Origin of the sequence: Streptomyces sp. Y20 (assembly GCF_043195475.1) — a bacterium.
Lineage (GTDB): Bacteria > Actinomycetota > Actinomycetes > Streptomycetales > Streptomycetaceae > Streptomyces.
In genome coordinates this window covers 42,584-59,382 of record NZ_JBIDDP010000016.1, presented here as the reverse complement: position 1 = coordinate 59,382, position 16,799 = coordinate 42,584, and the positions used below count along the sequence as shown (strand labels likewise).

Below are 16,799 nucleotides of genomic sequence, written 5' to 3'. Positions count from 1 at the left end.
CTGCGGCCAGATCTCCTCCTGCTCCCAGTGCAGGGCCTCATCCCACCACCGGACCGCGGCACCTGCGCCGCCCGGGGACGAGGGGACTGTTCGTGTCCGCGACGGGGACCGGGAAGACGCTGGTGTCCATCCGCGTCGCGGACGGACTCGGCGCAGGGCTGGTGCTGTTCGTGGTGCCTACGCTGGACCTGGCGGCGCAGACGGCGCTGGCCTGGCGGGCGGACGGCCACGGTGAGCACATGGTGATCGTCTCCTTCCTGGACGTGGCCGGCCGCGACGACCTGGTGGCCGCCCGCGTCATGTCGACCACCGACCCGCGCGTACTGGGCGGACTGATGTCGGTGGTGGGGGACGGGGAAGACCAGATCCCGGCCTTGACGCTGATCTGCACCTACGACTCCCTGAACAAGATCGAGGGAGCCCAGAAGACGGGGTACGCAGTCCCGCCGTTCGACCTGGCGGTCATGGACGAGGCGCACCGGATCGCGGGCCGCGCCGACAAGAAGTGGGCGATCGCCAACGACGCGAAGCGCATCCACGCGGACCGCCGCCTCTACACGACCGCCACCCCCCGCATCTTCGCCGCCCCGGAGCTGGCGGAGTCCGCCGACCTCACCCGCCCGCGCCGCCGCCAGCACCGGGACGGCGCGGATGCGGAGGCGTTCGCCAACTCCATGGACAACGAGCAGGTGTACGGCAAGAAGGTCGTCGAATACCCCCTGGCGAGGGCGGTGGCGGATGGCCGGGCGGCGGACTACCGCATCGTGGTGCCCACCCTCACCGACACCGACCTGCGCCGCCGCCTGAACCTGCCCGCCCCCGGCACCACGACCACCGGCGCCACCGGGGCCCGGGAGGAGGACGACGGTGCGCTGCGCACCACCGCCCTGCACCTGTCCGTCCTACGCACCATGACCCAGCACGGCCTGAAGAAGGTGCTGGTCTACTTCCACCTGGTCTCCGACGCCCGCCGCTTCGCCCGCGAACTCCCTCACACCCTGCGGCTGCTGCGCCGCACAGACCCCGACCTTGCGCCCAGGATCAACCGGAAGCTGTTCTTCGCCCACGGCGAGCACACCCCCGCCCAGCGCGCCGACATCTTCACCGGCTTCGCCGCCGCCGACATCGCGATCCTCGCCAACTCCCGTCTGATCGCCGAAGGCGTCGACATCCCCAGCGTCGACGCGATCGTGTTCGCCGATCGTGAGATTCGCAGAACCTTGTCCACCAGGCCGCGAGCCACGTGGGGGCCCGCAGACGGGAGTCGGGCGATCACGGTCGCCGCGACGAGGGTAGCCCGGCACGCCCTGAGAGCTCAACGTCTCCGGGGACAGGGGCCGTCCCAGGTTCGAGGTCCGAGGCGACCTGATGGTCGGCGCCAGCGGGGGAGAACATCCCGCGGGCCGGACCGCTCGCAGCCCGGGCGGTCGCCGGATGCCCGAGCGAGCTCGGAGCGGAAGCTCGGGGGATTTCGGCCGTTGTGCTAGCGATTTCCGGCGTTCTGGCCGACAGCGGCGGCAGGGGCCGGGATGATGCGTTGTCCGCAGGGGCGAGGAGGAGACGATGGGCAAGCACGAGAAGCCGCCGGCCGATCCGAGCTCGGGCAACCCGCCGCCCGGTAACAGCGACGGTCAGGTCCCTCCGCCTCCGCCCAGCGACGGCAAACACAAGAAGTAGGCCAGCACGGTGGTGATCACCTCCGACGTCGACAGCCTCCGCCGGTCCCTGGCCGCTGCCATGGACCAGCGGGGCGACTGGCCGCAGCGCTCCGCCTGGATCCGCCGGGCCGTCGACGAACTACCCCGGCACCGGTTCGCCCCGGAGCGCCTGTGGCGGTGGGACGGACACTCCTACGTGCCGGTGGACCAGGGCAGTGATCCGTCCGGCTGGGCGGGCGAGGTGTATCCCGGGCCCGATACGGCGACCGTCACCCAGGTCACGGACGGACTGCCGACATCGAGCCTGTCCAGCCAGGCCGTGGTGGCCGACATGCTGGACTCGCTACTGCTCGACCCCGGACACCGCGTGCTGGAGCTGGGCACGGGCAACGGATGGAACGCCGCCCTGCTGAACTGGCGGGCTGGCCCGGGGCACGTCGTCAGTGTCGAGGCAGACCCCGTTCTGGCCGCGACGGCACGCAGGGCCCTGGCCGCAGCCGGCGCCACGGTGGACGTGCAGGTCGGCGACGGAAACCAGGGATGGGCGCCGGCAGCCCCCTACGACCGCGTCCTGGCCACCTACGCCGTCGAACGGATCCCGTGGGCCTGGATCGAGCAGACGAAGCCGGGCGGGCGGCTCGTCACCCCGTGGGGCCGTCTCGGACACGTCGCGCTGACCGTCGCCGACGACGCCCGGTCCGCCACCGGATGGGTGCAGGGCCTGGCCCAGTTCATGCCCGACCGCCGCACCGTGAGTGCCGAGCCCGGCTTCACCCAAGTACGCACCCACAGTGAACCTCACGGGGAGCGGCCCTTCCTCCGCGACCTCGGCCCTCTCCAGGATGACGTCCATCTGCGGTTCGCACTCCGCGTCGCTCTGCCGTACCTCCGCATGACCCTCGCCCGGGACGCGGACGGACTCAACGCCTGGATCCACGACACCGAGCGGTCCTGGACCGTGCTCTCGGCCATCGGTGACCGCCGCACGGTCGCCACCCAAGGCGGCCCCCGACACCTGGCCGACGAACTGGAAGCGGCCTGGGACACGTGGCTGGAGGTGGGCAGACCCTCCCTCTACGACTTCGGGATGACCGTCACAGACAGCGGCACCACCCAGTACATGTGGGTCAACGACGCCGACCGCGGCCCTCGTTGGCCGATCACCTGAGCAACGAAATCCACGGGCGCGGCAACAGATCGGGACCGGCCCAGCTCGCTCGCCGCCGTTGGCGCCCTTGCCCGAGCAGCACCAAAACGGTTACCCCGCAGGGCCCTTGCCTTCTACCGTGGACGGTCATGAGTACGCAGGCATTCCGGGGCGCCTACCTTCTGCCGCTGCTCCACGCGGTCGAGCAGGCCCGCGATGATGGCGCCTACCGGCAGCTTCCCGCACCCGACCCGGCCAGCAGCCTGGCCACCGACGACGCCCCGCTGGGCCCGTACGCGGCCGCGCATTTGATTCGCGCCTCCTACACCGCCGGCCTGGCCCATGCCGACGCGCTGCGCCGTTTGACGGCGGCCGGCGAAGTGGATCCGACCAGGCCCTGGACGCTGCTACGCGGCGCCCTGGAGAACTTCGCCACCGCCCTGTGGCTCCTCGACGGCCCAGGCCGGGCCGAACGCCGACGCCGCGCGCTGTCGCTGTGGGACGAGGACATGCGCAACCGCCAGCAGCACGAGACGGACACCGGCCACCAGCCCTCCGGCGGCGGTATGAGCGGCGCGCAGCGCCGCGCCGGGATACGGGGTATTGCCGATGGTCTCGGCCTGCCCCCGCTCACCCGGCCCGGGACCCACCAGATCGTGCTGGCTGCCGCGTCCACCGCCGGCCTGACCGCGGTCAAGGTGGGCGCCGCCTGGCGGGCGGCCCCCGGGTTCGCGCACGGCCGCTACTGGCCCAACCTGCGCGCTTCCCAGCCGCGTGCGGCCATACCGGGAGCCGACGGCGTCCACACCGTCGCCCTCGTCATCGACGAGGACCAGCACCGGGTCGGCTCACTGTGGACGACCACATGTTCACCGCCCCCGCCCTGCCGGGCACGTTCCGGTTGCAGCTGTTCACCGCTCCCGGAGCGCGCCCGGTCGCGGTGTCGACCCAGATCGCCGGCGCGGAGGGCATGAGCCTGATGAACGGGGTCGAGAGGTTCGCGGGCGCGGTGTGGGAGCGGCACTGCCCCGACCAAGACCTGCCGCCGGTGTGGGTGGAGCGTCAGCTCTGGCCGCAGGAGTCCGTGCGGGAGACCCCCTTTCGGCGCGTGGTGTTCGCCGGCGCCGACCGCTACCGGCCGCACGGCCCGCACTGGTCGGTGATCACCCACGAGGAGCTGCAGGACCTGGTCGGCGCGACCGCCGCCACCGACCGCGGCGACGGCTACGTGCCGCACCCGGCCGAGCCAGAACCGTGGCTGGTGTTCACCGAGTTCGCAGTGACCCGTCTCGCCCGGCCGCGTCCGTTCCGCGAGCCGGCGTGCATGCCGGCCGGGGTGCCCTGGTGGCGGCGCTGGACGCGGCAGGTGCTGCCGCATCCAGCGCCGCCCGTACCTGCTGCTGGTACCACGGCGGCGACTGGCATGCGGTCAACGCGATGGCACTGGAGGTCCTCGAGCGGGCCTGCGCGCAGTGCATGGAGCCCGACGACATGGAGGAGTTCGCCATCGCCCACGCGGCCGCGGCCACCCGGTGGCAGACCGAGGCGCTGGCCTCCCTGTTCAACATCGCCAACGCGATCCAGCCGGCCAGCCAGACCGGTTACATCAACGGCCAGCACCGGGCCCAGGCCATGCTGGAGGCAGGCGTCCGGGCGCACCGTCGTCCTGCACCACGTCGACGAGACGTAGCCCCCTGCGCCGCCCGGCGTCCACTCGCACCACCGCTCGTCGACGTCAACAGCCACGCCGGGCGCCAGCCAGCATCGGCGAGATCGTTGCGGCCCTGGGACCTTGCAGGCCCGGCCGGCACGCCTCGGCACGGGGCGGCGGCGACGGGGGCGGGGGCGGGGGCGCACACGGTCGACGTCGTGCGCCCTGCCCCGCCGGCCCGCCGGCCGTAGCGTCACGACCAGACCCCCGGCTGCTCGCCGGCTGCGCCCAGCGGAAGGGACCGGGTGTGGAGCGACGCAGTGTCCTGGCGGCGGGAGTTGCCTTGGGGGCCGGCATCCTCGCCGACCCGGTGGCAGCGTGGGCGGCTCCGATGCCGCGGTTGTCCGCCGGCGACGTCGCCGCGGGCCGCCGCTTGTTCACCGCCGGCGCCTACGCCCGGCTCGACGAGGTGCTGCCGCTGCTCCTGGCCGGCGCCGCGCACACCATCGAGCAGGGCCCGGCCGGCGCCGCCCGGGCCGCCGACGTGTGGGTGCTGGCCTCCCCGCGCGCGGTCAAGCAGGACCGCACCGAGACCGCCGGCGCCTACGCGAGCCGGGCCGGCGCCGCAGCCCGCCGCTCCGGCAACCCGGTGGTGCTCGCTGCCGCGGCCCGCGCGCGCCGCGACCCCGCTGCGCCGCACCGGCCGCACCGCCGCGGCTCTGCACCTGCTGACGGAGGCGCGCATCCACCTGACGGCCGGCTCCCGGCCCACCACGGCCGACCTGGAAGCAGCGGGCATGGCGGCGCCCACCGCCGCATACACCGCCGCCCAGGCCCACCAGTCCGCCGCGGCAGTCGACTTCGCAGCCCAGGCCGAACAGACCAGCCGCCCGCCTCACCCGCCACCCGTACACCGCCGGCCGCCCCCGGGAGCCGACCGCCGGGCAGTGCGCCCTGTACCGGATCGGGATCCACCGCCACCTCGGCGACCTCGACATCGCCCGCCGCCTGCGCCCCGCCCAGCTGGCCACCGCTGAACGACGCGCCCGCGCCGCCACCGACACCGCCCGCGCTCTCCTCGACGCCGGCGATGCGGCCGGCGCCTTCGCCCAGCTGCGCCTGGTCGAGCTCGCCGCACCTTTGGAGGCCCGCCGGCCCTCGGTCCGCACGCTGACCGCACGGGTCGTCGAGCTGCGGCCCGACCTGCCGGGCCTGAGCGACTACGCGCACCGCACCGCGGCGCCCCCCATCTCACCTGGAGGGCCTGACGGGAACCGCCCGGCCGCGCCGCAGCAGCGCGGCCGGAGGCCGTCACGATGCACTGGCCGCACCAGTTCCGCGCCACCGCGGCCCCCGCCCGCCTACCGCGGGAGGTACGCGGCGAGCTCGGCGTGAAGGTCCCGGCCGGCCCCGGCCGCGGACCGCGCCTGCTCGAGCTCCTTCAGCTCGTCGTCGGTGAGGCTGTCGACCCAGGCCGCCATCCGCCGGTGCTCGGCCTCCTCCTCGTCGTGCAACTGCCGGTCGAACTCGTCGGCTTCGTCCTCCTCCGGGATCCAGTAGCGCACAGCCGCGTCCCGCGCACGCCGCTCCTCGGCCTCATCGGCGATCTCCTCGACGATGCCGCACGGGTATCCCGCCCGCGCCTGCGACTCGAGCCCGGTCAGGATCCGCGCGCGGGCGGCGAGCAGCGCCAGCGTGGTCTCCTCGCCGGCGCCGCACGCCGCGGCGAACGCGGCCAGCAGCCCCTCGCCGGACAGCCGCAGGCCCTTGAGCATGTTGTGCAGGGCGCTGCGCGAGAGGAGGCCCGCGGCCGCGGGCGAGGCGGCCAGCTGACGCAGGCTCGGCCCGCCGGCAACCGCCCGGACCTTCTCCATGGCCCGGGCCAGTCCCGCCCGGGTGGTGATCTGGTACCCGGGTACGTACGCAGCCGGCTTCCCAACAGGCCTGGGGCGCACGGCGGCCTCGGCCGCCGCCCGCACCCGTCCAGCCTCCTCCTCGTCGGCGCCCGCGCCACGGGCGAACGCGCGGACGGTGCGCAGGGTGGGAAGCCGGCCGTCCAGGGTCCGGCGCAGGGTGCACACCGAGATCGGCATCCTCCGGGCGCCGGCCCGCCGGGCGAGGGACTCGAAGGTGCGCTGCCCCCTTGCCGCCCGCAGCCAGTCCCGCAGCCGCGCCAGCTCCACCAGCCCGGCCGACCGGCGGCTCACCCGCGGCTGCCGGCGGCCAGAGCAGATGGCGGCGAGGAGCCGGCCCGCGCGGGCGCCGACGAGCAGCAGGCCCGCGGCCGCCGTGAGCACGCTCAACACCGCGGGGATCGGGCGCTCGAGGACGGCGAGCACCGTCACCGCGGCGATCGCGGTGATGACGACGGCCGCCTCGCCCGCACCGAGCCTGCCGGAGGCAGGCGCGGCCACAACGGCCGGCTGGACGCCGGCAGGCTCGGCGGAGGTCGGGACAGCGGACATGACGGGACGGCCGGGAGCGAGCACGACCGGCGCGGTGAGCCGATGGTGGCAGCGCCCGCCCCGCTCCCGCGACCTCCACCAGAGCATGCCCGCACCCGACGTACCTTCCGCCTCCGCCACGACGCCACAAGCCACTCCCCAGAAGAGAGCAATACCTGTCCATAGCCCAGCGCTACCCCTGCGCCGCGAGCACGGTCGGCATCCCGGGACCGGCGGCGATACTGCGGTGAGGCGATCCGAGCAGCGCGGAGGAACAGGTGACCCAAGACGAGATCCGGCACCCGGCGCTGACCGGCGAACCCTGGCCGGTGATCGGCGTACGGGCACGCCGCGAGGACCGCAGCCCGACGGCGGCGTCCTGGCGGCCGGCCCCGCACGCCGCGCTCGAGGACGTCCTGCTGCCCTGCACATGGCCGGAGCTGGAGCGCCTCGCGCAGATCGCCACCGGCCTGACCCGGGCCCGCGTGTACGTAACCGACCTCGGCGCCGCCGAGCCGGACCGGCGCCTCGTGCTGTGCCTGCGAGGAGCCCCCGGCGCCGTACAGGTGGAAGGCCCCCTGACCCCCGTCGCCGAGGTACTGACCGCCCGGACCCGCGCCGCCACACTGCGCGTCGCCGCGCTACACCGCGAGGCTGGCCGACCGGAAGAGGCGCAGCTGTGGCGCGCCCGGGCTCGCCGGATCCTCAAGGACGGTCGCGCCGCGCGCCGCGGCCGGAGCGTGCGGGCCACCTCGGCCGGGCTGCCCACCCTCGGCAGGCGCCCCTGAGCCGTGGCCCGGAAACCGGCTGCGTAGCCGATGCTCGCCCGCCCCCACGAGGACACAGACCCCCACAACCCACACAACGAGCCGCGCCCCGAAAGGTCATGCCCCACCCCTACCTGCGCAGCCGGCCCCGTCCACCCGACACCCTCACACGCCCTGCTGCGCTCCTCGTCCGCAGCATCCGGCCCGGCCGCCCCGTCCGTGCCGGCCATCTGCGCGAGGACATACCAGAGGCGATCAGCGCTCCCGGGCGACCAGGGCGTACACAACCGCCCCGTGGCGGGGTCGAGTTCACCGCACCACTGCGCGTACCGAGAGGCGGCGTCGCCGGCCAGGGCCGGGTCGAGGTCCGCGGGATGCCCCAGCACCGCCAGCCGCGCCGTGACCTCCTCGAGCGGCCCCCACACCAGCCGCCGACGCCCCTGCAGCACCCGCTCGAGACGGGTCGTCCCCTCACCCGCCGAGACCGCGTCCGCCGGCGCCCCGCGGGTCCGCGGTCCGGCGAGACGGACCAGGACGTCCCGGCCCGCCTCGTCCGCCACCTGGACCCGCCCGGCCAGCGGCGGCCGCGCCCGCCCCGAACCCGCCGGCTCGGCCTCGGCCAGCGTTTGGACAGTACTTGGTGATCACAGGGCAAGAAAATGTCGATGAGAACCGACACCGGTCATGGGCGCACTGTGGCGCGACGCTGCTGAGGATCTCCGAAACCTCCACCGCGGCTCGGTTGATCCACCAGACTTGCTCTTGTTTCCCAACGGAGAAGGGACGGCAAGCATGGCAAGCAGCGCACTTCTGGTGATGGACGTCCAACGGGACGTCGTGGCCATCGCCGACGACGGTTCCGGATATCTGCCGCGCTTGCGCAGCGCGATCGACGGTGCCCGGGCTGCCGGCATTCCCGTGATCTACGTGGTGATGGGGTTACGGCCGGGCGATCCGGAAGTCAGCCCTCGCAACAGGGTGATGACAAACGCCGTGCGGGCTGGCCTGTTCACCGAGGGGGCCCCTGGCACCGAGATCCATGACGACGTCGCGCCCCAGCAGGGCGACGTGGTGGTTACCAAGAGGCGGGGGAGCGCGTTCTCGGGCAGCGACCTCGACTTGGTACTCAGGGCTCGCGATATCGACACTCTTGTTCTCACCGGCATCGCCACCAGCGCTGTAGTGCTGTCCACTCTGTGGCACGCCATCGACCTGGACTTCGGCCTCACCGTCCTGGCGGATGCCTGCCTCGACACCGACCCCGAGGTGCACACGATGCTCACCGAAAAGCTGTTCCCGCAGTGGGCAGATGTCGTCGCCGTCGAGGACTGGCTCAAAGCCATCGCGCCGCAATAACGGGAGGCCGTCCGGACCCTTGCGTGCGGGGCAAGACGGGCATGGCCTCCCGCCGGGCGGGTGAGGTCAGCCGGCGGCGTTCTGTGTTGCTGCCCGGGCCTGGGTGAGGGCCAGGCGGTAGCAGTCGGTGCCGGTCTGGATGAGGTTGCCGCCGAAGGTGAGCCGGTCGACGATCACGGCGCACAGACGCGGGTCAGTGGAGGTCTTGGTCCAGCCGCTGAAACTCTCGTTCGAGGCGATGGCGACACTGTTCCTCTCCTGACGCTCCGTCAGAACCTGGAACAGCAGTTCAGCGCCCCTGCGGTCGAGCTCCATGTAGCCCAGCTCATCGATGCACAAAAGATCGACTCGTCCGTAGCGGGCGATGGTCTTGGTCAGTACCTTCTCGTCCGCGGCCTCGACCAGTTCGTTGACGAGTTTGGTGGCGAGTGTGTAGCGGACCCTGTAGCCGGCCATCGCGGCTTCGGTTCCCAGTGCGATCAGCAGGTGTGACTTGCCGGTGTCAGAACTCACCGCAAAGCCAGGAAGTCGTGTATCGGCCGCGTGGCGCAGTATTCACACGGCGCGGTCAGCTCTCGTAGCGGGCGCGCATCATGTCCGCCCATTTCTGGGCCCGCGCCATGGCGGACTGTGCACGCGTCGGTGGCTTACCGTCTCGGGCTGACCGGGCGGCCCGCCTGGCGGGCCCGGCGGTAAAGACTTGGTGATGGCCTCCCGCCCGGCGGGAAGGACCCCGGATCGCGCTTTTCCGCAGGTCAACACCGGGGTTCCATGGGCCGGTGATCAGCAAAGCGGAGGTTCGCCCGGAGACGGGTGGCGCTATCTCTTCCGTGGCGTGATGGTCGGCGACGGCCGCCGCTCCGCGGGCAGGCCGCTGCGCGCTGCCCAGGACGAAGCCGGTGTCCCACCCGGTGTCTGGAAGGGCCGGGGCTTGGCAGCGGTCGGCCTCACGGCCGGGGACCGAGCGGCAGGCGGCACTGCTCCAGGGGGAAGGCCGGCACCCGGACGCCGACCGAATCGAGCGCGAGCGCCTGGAGGCGGGCGACGATCCGGCGACGGCGCGGCGGGCGACCGTGCTGGGCAGGCGCATCGAGCACAACCGCTCGCCGAAGACCGAGAAGGCCAAGGGGCGGACGCCCTGGCTGACCATGGACCTGGTGTTCCGGCCTCCGTCGACGGCACACATCGCGTGGTCGCTCGGAGATGACGAGACCCGGCTGGTGCTGGAGCTGTGCCAGGACATCGCCAGGGACAAGACGCTGGCGTGGTTTGAGGATTCGGTCGCGAAGATCCGTTGGAAGAGCGGCGGCCAGATCCGCAAGCCGATCAGGGAGGGGCTGATCATAGCGGTGTTCCGGCACTACGAGTCGAAGCTGCCTAGTCGAAGCCGCTGCTCCACGATCACGCGGTGGTGTCGATCCGTGCCCGGCGGCCGGACGACAAGGGGACGTGGGGCAACCTGTCGGCGGACTCGCTGATGGCCCACATCGATGCCGTTGACACCCTCTACACCTTGTACTTCATGGAGGAGGTGTCCGCCCGGCTCGGGTGGGCGTGGGAGCCACGCGAGGTGACGCCCGGCCGCCGACCTGTCATGGAGATCGCGGGCATCGACCAGCGGCTCATCGGCTGGCAGTCCACGCGCCGCCAGCAGATCGAGGACGCGCTGCCCGTCCTCACTGCCAAGTACGAGGAACGCCGACGGCACGCGCCGGGGGAGCGGGCCGCCTACGCACTGGCCTGCCGGGCCGCCGACCAGACCCGCCCGCCCAAGCGCACCGAGCTGCTGTCGTTGACCGAGCTGCGGACGCGATGGCGGGTCTCAGCGATCCGGGCGTTCGGCGCCTGCACCGTCTACCGGCTCGCCGAGCGGGCGCGGGCGGCGGCCGCAGCGGTGTGGGCGCGGGTGCGGCCGGTGGTCGACATAGCGCTGGCGGCCGTCGACGTCGTCGCCGTGGTGTACGTGATGCGCGGAGCGTTCAAGCGCCACCACCTGCTCGCCGAAGCCCGTCGACAGCTCTCCTACGTTCTGCGCGGCCGGCCTCACGAGCCGGGCCTGGACGACCAGATCGTGCAGGCGGTCGTCGACGACTACACCCGCCCCGTTGGGCGCGGCCGGAGGATGACCGCCGATCTGCGCGCCCTGTACCCGAGCGACACCGAGGACCAAGCCGTGCTGCGCCCGCTGACCCGCAAGCGGTCCGCGCCTCCGTACGAGCGGGCCCGCCTCGCTGCCGGTGCCCTGGCCGCCCGGGTCCGCGCCACACGGAGAGCGGAGCGCCTGGGATCCCGCCCGCGCCCGTACGCCGTCTCACGTCCCGCCGGCCTGGACGGGCGCGGACGCGTTCGTCGCGGAGATGCCCGGCTGGTTCCGCCTCGACCGCACCGAGGGCCAGGAGCACGCCCTGTACGTCGCGGCGGAGAAGGACACCCTGCGCCAGCAGCTCACGGGCTGGCTCGCCGACGCGGGTATCCCGGTCCTGGTGGTCCGCGGCTTCGGCTCGCAGTCGTACGCCGACGTCGTCCACGACCGGGTCACTGCCGATCCGCGCGGCGGGGTTCTGCTCGTGGTCGGCGATTTCGACTGCTCGGGCGAGGACATCGAGCGGGACTGGGTGGCGCGCACGGGCTGTTGGAGGCACACCGAGCGGGTGCTGCTGACCTACGAGCAGGTACGCGCCTACGAGCTGCCCGCGACGGAGGGCAAGCGCGGCGATCCGAGGTGGCTGGCCTTCGCCCGCCGCCCCCCGCCGCCCGGTGCAGTGGGAGGTGGAGGCGCTGGAGCCGGCCGAACTCCGGCGCTTGGTCCTCGCCGCCGTCGCCCCGTATATCGACCGCGACCTCCTCGCCCGGCAGATCGCCCGCGAGGAAGCGCAACGCCGCGCCATGGCCGCCTTCCTGGACGGCTGGGACGCGGCGGGCGGGGGAGCACCGGCGTAGCGCTGGACGTGCGCCCGCAAGCTCAGCCGGGTGTGGGCGCGGGTGCCGGGTGCCGGGTGCAGGGAAGCGAGCGGTGAGCGCCGGCCTTTCTCCACCGCGCGGACGTTAGGAACAGTTCGGGTGTCTCAAGGCATGGGTTGTCTCAACGGAAGGCTGTCGCCAGATCGCGCTATCAGCCGGGGTCTTGTTCGTAGCTGTCTCAGGAAGCGACGGCAATCGTTACCCACTTGAGACCTTTGAGGTGAGGTGGGCTGGTCCCGACCACTGGCAGCAGACGGTGGGGCAAGCTGATCGGATCGTGGCGGCGGGGCAGGAAGTTCACGGTCCGCGGCGCTTGGCCGCTGGTGCAGATAGTGCGGACGGGGCAGGGTTTGCATTGTGCGGGTTGAAGCGGACGACGGTGTAGCGGTCCATCGCCGGGAGTTCCAGCCAGTTGCCGCTGCTCTTCCCCCTCGGGCAGATGACGGTGCAGCGGTCGAAGTCGAAGGCGAAGTCCTCAAGGGTGAAGCTGGGGGCCTGTCTGCGCCAGGCGGGGCTGGGGCGGGAGCGGGCCGAGCGCGCGGATGCGGCGGGCGCGCGCGGCGGGTCCGCTGAGGACCGCCGTCTCACTTGCGCAACAGGTCCAGCACGTGCGCACGCGTATCGTGCGCAGAGCGCAGCGCGGCATCTGCCGGACGGGGCAGTCGCCGGTACATGGCGATGGCCGCGTCGACCGCGTCCAGCGCCTCGGGAAGTTCTCGCTGGGCTTTGGCTCTCACCTGGGCGAACAGCAAGAGGGCATCGGCGGTCCCGGCCGCGACGGCGGGGTCGCCGGACACCTGTCGGTAGACGGCGACGGCGGCCGTCGACGCGGACAGGGCTTCCGTCGCCCGGCCCAGCGCGGACAGGTAGTGGCCGAGGTCGGCGAGGGCATCGGCGTATCCGGGGATGAACTCGTGGCTGTGGTGGGCGAGTCCTGAGTACACGGACACCTGTTCCCGGAGGATCGCCATGCTCTCGTCCTGCCGTCCCACGTCCCACAGCCGGGCGGAGAGGTTGCCCAGGATCTGGACCAGACGGGGTGAATGAGCGGCCGGGTCCTGCCGGGCGAGCCGCCGGTAGACGTCGACCGCTTCCCTGATCCGGGTCAGTCCTTCCTCGTGCCGGCCGACCTCCAGCAGCCGGATGCCGAGATTGTTGAGTGTGCTGGCGAAGTCGCCCGCGAAGACGGCGGGGTCCTGGTCAGCCAGCTGTCGGTACATCGATACGGCGTCCTCAGTCGCGGCCAGCGCGTCGTGCGGCAAGCCGAGCTGAAGCAGTGCCTTGCGGAGGTTGTTCACCAGGGTGGCGAGAGGCTGGCGGAAGGCCGCCGGTTCTCCGACAGCCGCGCGTGCGCAGACCACCGTGGCCTCCCGGGCTGCGCTGACGGCTTCCGTGAACCGGCGCAGCGCGAAGAGGTCGACGGCCACGTTGTGCAGGGAGTGGGCGAGACCAGGTTCGTGCACGGCCGGATCGCGTTCGGCCAGCCGGCGGCGAATCGCCGTGGCCTCCAGAGTGACCAGGAGGCCGTCTTCTCTCTTCTCGGTCTCTCCGAGGCGGATTCCGAGGTCGTGCAGCGCCTGGGCAAGGGCGTGCTCATACCTGCCTGGATGGGCGTCAGCAAGACGGCGCCACAGTGCGACGGCGTCCCCGAGCGCTGCCACGGCCTCGGCGGATCTACCCATCTGTGCCAACTGGATGGCGAGTTCGTCGAGCGCTTCGGCGAGGTCTGCCTCGTGGTCTGCGCCGAGCATCTGCAGCATCATGCGGCGCACGTCGACCAGTGTCTGAAGAGGGGCCAGGGACTTCCCTACTTCTCCGGCCCTCCACAACTGCGTGTTCAACGCGCCCAGTGTTTTGGCAAGTTGGTCTCCATAGGCAGCCAGATCGATGTTGGCCAAATGCCCGTACACGGCGACCGCCTCCGCGTATGCGTCTGCGGCCTCGGCCGTGCGCCCCAGGTCAGCGAGAATCCTGCCGAGCCCGGCCAGCGACGAGGCGAGATCTGCGCTTCCACGGGGCGATTCCCGAAGCATCCGCTTGCGCATGGCCACGACCTCTCCCGCCGGATCGAGCGCCTCCCGCACTCGGCCTGTTTCGACCAATCGGGCAGTGAGGTTGTCCAGAGCCATGGCGAGGCTTTCCTCATACCGGGCCGGACTCACTGCGGTCAGGCGGCGGAAAAGCGTGACGGCCTCACGACATGCGTCCAGTGCTTCCACTCCATGCCCCGCCTCCGCCTGGGACACACTGAGGTTGACGAGTGACAGGGCGAGGTCGGGTTCGAAAGCAGCCGGATTGCCCATGGCCAGTCGGCGCCAGACCGCGACGGCTTCCGCCGCAGGTCCCAGGGCGGCCGAGGCCCGATCTGCGACGCTGAGGTGTCCCGCGAGATTGCTCAGGGCATTAGCGAGTTCCGGCTCGAAGGCTGCCGGGTTCGTCGCAGCCAGTCGCCGCAGGACGGCTGCGGCTTCCTCCGCACAGAGTAACCCGTCCTGGCTGTGGCGCAGGTTGAGATGGATGGCACCGAGGTTTGACAGCGCTTCGGCCAGTCTTGGTTCGAAGCGTGCCGGATTCTTCCCGGCCAGCCGCCGCACGAGAGCCCCGGCCTCCTCTGCGGGGGCTAGGGCCTTGTCCGGCCGGCCCAGCCCGACGGACCAAACGTGACTGAGGTTGGTCAGTGCCGTGGCCAGCCGGGGATCGAAGGCCGTCGGATTCGTCTCGGCCAGGCCCTGGCAGACCGCCACGGCCTCCTCGCTGACGGCGGGGGCCTCGGCGAGCCGGCCGGCTTCGCCCAGACACCAGGAAAGATTGGTAAGCGCAGTGACGAAGTCCGGCGCGTGTGCGGTTGGATCCTCTTTGACCAGATGCCGCCAGAGGGCGACAGCCTCCTGGGCGACGGTCACGGCTTCCTCGGGTCTTCCCATGTCCCGCAGTGCGCCGCCGAGGTTGGTGAGTGCCAGGGCAAGGTCTTGTGTATGTGCGGCCTGATTGTCATTGGCCAGGTTCCGCAACAGGGCAACAGCTTCCTCCGCGCGAGGCAGAGCTTCCTCTCTACGGCCCACCGCGCTCAGCCGCGCGCTCAGGTTGGAGCACGCGCCGGCGAAGCGGGCGGCGAATTCGGCAGGATCGGCCCGGGCGAGCTGCTCGTACATCGATGCTGCGGCCTCTGTCGCCTCCAGAGCCCCCTGATGCATGCCGGCGTTCGCCAGCCGGTTGCCCAGATAGTGGTGGACGGCTGCGTGCCAGGCTGGATCGTCGCTGAGCGCAAGCCGACTCTGTGTGAGGCGAGCGGTCAGCACGGCGATGCCCGCGTCGAGGTCGGGATCCGAACCGTCGGGGAAGTGGTCCTCGATGGCCTCCAGGAGCGCGGGCTCGATGTCGTTGTGGCGGGCCAGGCGGGCGAGAGCGGTGCTGCCCGCGGCGACGGCGAGTTCGGGGGCGGCGCGCAACAGCGGGTAGAGGTGCTGAGGGCCGAGGTGCGGCCAGCGGTCCGCCGCGGCGACGAGGAAGGTGATCGTGCGACCCGTCCACCACGGGGTGGGGTTCCCGCGGTCCTGCGGAAGCAATTGCGCGAGGGTGGGAGCGGCCCAGGCCTGGGCGGGATACTCGGCCTGATGGCCCGGGAGGGTGAGGGCGATGAAGTCCTCGGCGAGGCGGTCGGGGGTCAGCGGTTCCAGGACGGTGTCGCCGGTCGGCGGATAGCACACGGCGTGGTCGTCGAGCACTCGCTCAGCGGGCGTTCCCAGTTCGAGGGTATCCAGCGCGGCCGTGCCTGCAGGGCGGGCGAGGGAGCCGGTGAGGGCGGCAGTGAAGACAGCCTGGTTCATCGTCTCCGGAGGTGTCGCGTACGGCTGGCCACCGAAGTCGCGTTTGTGGTCGCCGTCGCCGAACAGGCGCCGCCAGTGAAGGTGTTCGCGGTCCAGGAGGTACATGGTCAGTCCGGCCATGTCGCGAGGGGGCCGACGACCGGCGACGTGAGCGTCGACGGCCACCAGCGCGGCGATGTGCACGGCCAGGATCAGTCCGAACTCCTGATCATCCAGCGGTCCTGGAGGGCTGATGTCCGCGGCGGACAGGGCGGATATGCCGTACCGGGTCGCGAAGCTGTCGCGGGCCACATCGAACATTTCCAGGCGCTCTTCGGGCTGGTCGTCGTCGTGCGGCAGCGGGGGCAGGAACTGCGAGGAGGTGCCGGCCTGGTGATTGGCCAGGGCGGCACGGATCGCGGGCCACGCGTCGTCGTTGCGCGCCAGCATCAGGATGCGGGTACGGACGGCGGACTGGTGGAAAAGAGCGTTACTGAAGAGCCAGGTCAGATGGGTCAGGGGCCAGCGGTCGGCATAATCGATGATCACCAACAGGCCGGCGGTGCCGTCGAGGCGCAGGTCCTGGCTCCCTGGTGGTGGCAGGACGGTGCCGGGACCGTGGGTGGCGGTGACGACCTTCCACCCGCCCGCGAGTGAGTCCTGGGCAAGCTGAGCGGCCAGACGCGTCTTTCCCTGGCCTCCCGGCCCGTGCAGCCAGCGTGCCGCCAGCCGGGGGCCGTCCTGGAGCCAGCTGCGCAGGCCGGCGAGTTCGTCCCGACGCCCGGTGAAGGTCACCACGGCGAAGCGGGCGTTGAGCATCCGGCTGGGTAACTCCCGCAGAAACTCCGGGTCCGGCTGTGCCACCGGCCGCCAGTTCTCCAGTACGTACAGCGGAACCCCGTCGCCGAACACATGTATGTCGGCGCCGATCGCCCCGTAGGCGAAGCCGTTCTCGGCCCGTATCACTTGCCGCATGGTGGAATCCCGTGGCGGCTGTCCGGCCTCCGAG

At 71.9% G+C, this 16,799-nt stretch carries 9 protein-coding genes and 2 pseudogenes; 8 read left to right on the top strand and 3 right to left on the bottom strand.

Annotation, left to right across the window (positions count from 1 at the left end; translation table 11 throughout):
- Positions 1-92: 92 nt before the first annotated feature.
- From ACGFT1_RS30770 to ACGFT1_RS30755, 4 genes are all read left to right on the top strand, one after another.
- Positions 93-1,487 carry a DEAD/DEAH box helicase family protein gene (locus ACGFT1_RS30770; RefSeq protein WP_373912259.1) on the top strand — a complete coding sequence of 465 codons (1,395 nt, stop codon included), beginning with the start codon at positions 93-95 and terminating at the stop codon, positions 1,485-1,487.
- A gap of 199 nt (positions 1,488-1,686) precedes the next feature.
- Positions 1,687-2,826: a methyltransferase domain-containing protein gene (locus ACGFT1_RS30765; RefSeq protein WP_373912258.1), complete on the top strand. Its 1,140-nt coding sequence runs from the start codon at positions 1,687-1,689 to the stop codon at positions 2,824-2,826.
- 128 nt (positions 2,827-2,954) lie between these two features.
- Positions 2,955-3,779, top strand: coding sequence for a hypothetical protein (locus tag ACGFT1_RS30760; protein WP_373912257.1), 825 nt, complete (start codon positions 2,955-2,957; stop codon positions 3,777-3,779).
- Between the two features lie 370 nt (positions 3,780-4,149).
- The gene (locus ACGFT1_RS30755; RefSeq protein ID WP_373912256.1) at positions 4,150-4,707 is read left to right on the top strand and encodes a hypothetical protein; all 558 of its coding nucleotides are present in this window, start codon (positions 4,150-4,152) and stop codon (positions 4,705-4,707) included.
- 1,110 nt (positions 4,708-5,817) lie between these two features.
- Here ACGFT1_RS30755 and ACGFT1_RS30750 read toward each other — a convergent pair.
- Positions 5,818-6,921, bottom strand: coding sequence for a hypothetical protein (locus ACGFT1_RS30750; protein ID WP_373912255.1), 1,104 nt, complete (start codon positions 6,919-6,921; stop codon positions 5,818-5,820).
- Between the two features lie 257 nt (positions 6,922-7,178).
- Between ACGFT1_RS30750 and ACGFT1_RS30745 the strand changes: the two genes are divergently transcribed.
- Both ACGFT1_RS30745 and ACGFT1_RS30740 read left to right on the top strand, forming a co-directional pair.
- Positions 7,179-7,688: a hypothetical protein gene (locus tag ACGFT1_RS30745; RefSeq protein WP_373912254.1), complete on the top strand. Its 510-nt coding sequence runs from the start codon at positions 7,179-7,181 to the stop codon at positions 7,686-7,688.
- Positions 7,689-8,459: 771 nt separating this feature from the next.
- Positions 8,460-9,023 (top strand): cysteine hydrolase family protein, encoded by a 564-nt coding sequence (locus tag ACGFT1_RS30740; RefSeq protein WP_373912253.1) that lies wholly within the window; start codon positions 8,460-8,462, stop codon positions 9,021-9,023.
- A gap of 66 nt (positions 9,024-9,089) precedes the next feature.
- Here ACGFT1_RS30740 and ACGFT1_RS30735 read toward each other — a convergent pair.
- Positions 9,090-9,530, bottom strand: a pseudogene (locus ACGFT1_RS30735) (ATP-binding protein); the annotation flags it as partial.
- Positions 9,531-9,861: 331 nt separating this feature from the next.
- Here ACGFT1_RS30735 and mobF point away from each other — a divergent pair.
- Positions 9,862-11,382, top strand: a pseudogene (gene mobF / locus ACGFT1_RS30730) (MobF family relaxase); the annotation flags it as partial.
- A gap of 398 nt (positions 11,383-11,780) precedes the next feature.
- The gene (locus tag ACGFT1_RS30725; RefSeq protein ID WP_373912382.1) at positions 11,781-11,963 is read left to right on the top strand and encodes a hypothetical protein; all 183 of its coding nucleotides are present in this window, start codon (positions 11,781-11,783) and stop codon (positions 11,961-11,963) included.
- A gap of 605 nt (positions 11,964-12,568) precedes the next feature.
- On the opposite strand, the gene ACGFT1_RS30720 is transcribed toward ACGFT1_RS30725, so the two are convergent.
- Positions 12,569-16,756 carry a tetratricopeptide repeat protein gene (locus ACGFT1_RS30720; protein ID WP_373912252.1) on the bottom strand — a complete coding sequence of 1,396 codons (4,188 nt, stop codon included), beginning with the start codon at positions 16,754-16,756 and terminating at the stop codon, positions 12,569-12,571.
- Between the last annotated feature and the right edge of the window lie 43 nt (positions 16,757-16,799).